General features: G+C 49.3%; 4 protein-coding genes. 2 read left to right on the top strand and 2 right to left on the bottom strand.

Annotation, left to right across the window (positions count from 1 at the left end; genetic code table 11):
- The first annotated feature begins 131 nt into the window (after positions 1-131).
- Both Q0294_RS08230 and Q0294_RS08225 read left to right on the top strand, forming a co-directional pair.
- Positions 132-800 (top strand): hypothetical protein, encoded by a 669-nt coding sequence (locus Q0294_RS08230; RefSeq protein ID WP_299463169.1) that lies wholly within the window; start codon positions 132-134, stop codon positions 798-800.
- Positions 801-811: 11 nt separating this feature from the next.
- The gene (locus Q0294_RS08225; RefSeq protein WP_299463166.1) at positions 812-1,654 is read left to right on the top strand and encodes a sugar phosphate isomerase/epimerase; all 843 of its coding nucleotides are present in this window, start codon (positions 812-814) and stop codon (positions 1,652-1,654) included.
- 65 nt (positions 1,655-1,719) lie between these two features.
- Here Q0294_RS08225 and glmM read toward each other — a convergent pair whose 3' ends face one another.
- Positions 1,720-3,069: a phosphoglucosamine mutase gene (gene glmM / locus Q0294_RS08220; protein ID WP_299463163.1), complete on the bottom strand. Its 1,350-nt coding sequence runs from the start codon at positions 3,067-3,069 to the stop codon at positions 1,720-1,722.
- A gap of 96 nt (positions 3,070-3,165) precedes the next feature.
- On the bottom strand, positions 3,166-3,594 hold a 429-nt coding region (locus Q0294_RS08215; RefSeq protein ID WP_299463160.1), incomplete at its 5' end, for a lysophospholipid acyltransferase family protein.

The raw sequence follows: 3,594 nt of genomic DNA, 5'->3' as shown, positions 1-3,594 counted from the left end.
GACTAAAACAGGCAGGTCTCCTATCAAACCTGAAATGAGAATCAGCCCGCAAACTGTGATTTTGGGACCAGATCAGCTACGATTGGAACTTCATCCGGATTTGTTCTGACTTTCATCAATGAAGCGTTTTTATGAATTATTTTGCGCATGGGATGAGGTTTGTTGATCGCCCCTATTTCCTGGCTGGAACCGCTCTTCCCGATTTATTATCTGTTGTAGATCGTCGTGTCCGTTTGCGGATGAAAAATGTGGTTCCATTTACACAGGATGAATCAACGATCCAGGCCGAACTTGCTTCCGGTATCAAACAACATCTGGATGATGATCATTGGTTTCACTCCACTCAGGGATTTCTGGAAATCAGCACCGATTTATCCATCCTGTTTCGCAAGGTTTTCGCCGACGATGACTACGCACGCGTTGGATTTCTGGGACATATCGTGACCGAATTGCTACTGGACTGTGTTTTGATCGAACAAAATCCCAGGCTGATTGACCAATATTACGAAGCGTTTCAGCAGATTGACCCGCTGAAAATTGAACACGCTACGAACAAAATGGCCACACAAAAAACAGACCAGCTAAAACTCTGGCTGGTGCATTTTTATAAAGAAGGTTTTTTAAGGGACTATCTTGTTCCACAAAGAATGTTGGTACGCTTGAATCAAGTAATGAAACGGGTCAAACTACAACCATTACCAGAAGAAACGATTTCGATATTAAAAACAGGCCGGAGGATCGTGGAAAAGCGTCTCACCGATTTATTGCCGCCTGAACATTTTTTAATCTCACTTGATTGAAAGAAACAACAATGAAGTACGGCTTGAACATGCTGCTTTGGACTTCCGATGTGAATGAATCCCACTTTGGCCTGTTGGAACAGATTAAAGGCTGGGGTTATGATGGCGTGGAACTGCCGATTTTCGAAGCCGATGAAAAGAAGTTTTCGCAGGTCGGAAAAAAACTGTCTGAGTTAGGTTTAGAGTGTACTGCAGTCACAGTCTGCACGCCTGATGAAAACCCGATCTCCAGCGATGCAAAAATCCGCGAAGCCGGTTTAAATCGACTGAAACGGATGACGGATATGTGCTCCGCCTCGGGGGCAACTCATATGTGCGGACCGATTCACTCTGCACTCGGAGAATTTTCCGGCGCCGGTCGAACAGCCGATGAGTGGAACTACGGCAAAGAGACACTTGCCAAAGCAGCCGACTACGCACAAAAAAATAATGTGATACTGGTCTGTGAATACCTGAATCGTTTTGAGTGTTATTTCCTGAACTGTGCAGAAGATTGTGCGCAGTTTACACGTGAAGTCAATCACCCCAATCTGAAAATGATGTATGACTCGTTTCACGCCAACATCGAAGAAAAATGCATCACATCCGCAGTGAAGGCCTGTGTCGACCAGATGGTGCATGTGCATATTTCTGAAAATGATCGTTCCACACCGGGCGAAGGCGGAATTGACTGGGATACCACTTTTGCCGCTCTCAAAGAGGTGAAATACGACGGCTGGCTGATGATTGAAGCCTTTGGCCTGGCTTTACCCGACCTGGCCGCCGCCACTCGCATCTGGCGCAAAATGTTTCCGTCTGAAGAGCATCTGGCAACCAAAGGTCTGGAGTTCATGAAAACCCGCTGGGAAGGATGAATTCCATAGCTTTGATTTAAAATAGAGTAAACATCGTGCTGAATGTTTACTCTATTTTTTATTAATCAGGAAACGGCCTCAGCCACGATCTCCATTGCTGATGCACAGAGTTTTTCCGCTTCCTCTTTATGGGGCGCTTCGGCAATCACGCGAATGATCGGTTCGGTATTGCTGGCTCTGACCTGAACCCAGCGGTCTTCCCAGTCCAGTCGCAGGCCATCCCCAGTTGAGGCAGTAGCCGAATCGAAATGCGCCGCGAGTGCTTTGCAGGCATTGTCGACCTGTTCGCGGGGACAAGTGATTTTATTTTTGACGATGCTGTATTGGGGTAATGCATCAGCCCACGCACTCAATGTTTGACCGGAATCTGACAGGCCGGCCAGTACATAAGCCATACTGACATAACTGTCGCGCACATAACCAACCTTGGGATCGATGACTCCTCCATTCCCCTCGCCGCCGAGAATCGCGGATTCCTGCTTCATTTTGGCACAGACGTGAGCTTCTCCCACATAAGAGCGGAAAAACGGACAATCATATTTTGCCGCGATATCCGCCGTCACCCGGCTGGTGGAACCATTCACGACGACAGGCCCGGGAGTGCGTGCCAGAACATAATCGGCGGCCAACGCCAAAGTCAGTTCTTCTCCGATATAACGTCCTGTATTATCAACAATCGCCAGACGGTCGGCATCAGGATCTTGTGCGAAACCGGCGTCCGCTTTGTGTTTGAGTACGGCATCACAAAGTGAGGTCAGATTTTCTTTGAGCGGTTCCGGCGTATGTGCAAACTGGCCATCCGCTGTCCCGCCGAGCACGATCACTTCGCAACCCAGCGCTTCCAGGAATTGAGGTGTGGCGACCGCGCCAGAACCATGATTGCAATCGAGGACGACTTTGAATTTGCGCTGACGAATCTTGTTTGCATCAATCAGTTTTAAAACGCGTGCGATATGCGGGCCTGCGGCGTCTGCGTAAAGTTCCAATGTACCGAGTTGATCTGCGGGAACGTAATGAAACTTTTCGTTATTGAGCACATCCAGCAGCAGTTCGCCCTGTGCCTGGTTGTAAACAGAACCTTCTGCTGAAAACGGTTTCAGGCCGTTCCAGGGAATCGGATTGTGGCTGGCGGTAATTTGAATTCCACCAGCGGCTTTGAGGTGAGTCACAAGTACGCCGCAGGTGGGAGTCGTCGCAATGCCGGCATCAACGACGCGGCAGCCTGTTGCTACCAGGCCGGCAATCACCGCATGACGCACCATTTCCCCGCTCGCTCTGCCGTCACGCGACAAAACTACAGTCCCTCTATCTGCCAGGGTACCAACGGCGGCTGCAAATCTGGTTAAATAGTCGGGGGTCAATCCGTTACCGACAACGCCCCGCAATCCGGAAATACTGAGAATCCGTTCCGACATGGTATTTACCTGCTCAAAAAAGTATTTGAAGTGTCAATCATTTTCGAAAAACATAGTGGAGACCGTGTCAAATGGCAATCCCGACTCGAATCAAAATCAGTCAGTTGATTCAGGGGTCAGCCAATCCTCCGCTTGCTGCTGGCATTCGACGACGCGTTGTCTGGTGAGTTCGAGTAGTTCTTTCTCTGCGCCTCGGTCACAGTATTCCCTGATCTGTGAAGCAGAAATTGGTTTGCCGAACACCACGCGCACCGGTCGGGGACGCAGATAATAAGCGCCGCGCGGCAATGCATGAAAGGCACCGGCGATGCCTATCGGATAAATGGCGCAGTCAGTTCGCTTCAACAAGGCTAAAAAACCAGGCTTGAATCGCTGAACGGCACCATCGGTGGTACGCGTTCCTTCCGGAAAGATACCAACAAAGTTTCCCTGTTCGATATTCTGAATTGCGGCGCGAAAACTTTGAGAACTGGCGGCTGAGCGACTGATCGGAATTACAAATTCATAACGCATGAAAGGCCCCAG

The organism is uncultured Gimesia sp., from assembly GCF_937919775.1.
Lineage (GTDB): Bacteria > Planctomycetota > Planctomycetia > Planctomycetales > Planctomycetaceae > Gimesia.
The sequence above is the reverse complement of the archived record's forward strand: the minus strand, read 5'-3'. Positions and strand labels throughout refer to the sequence as shown.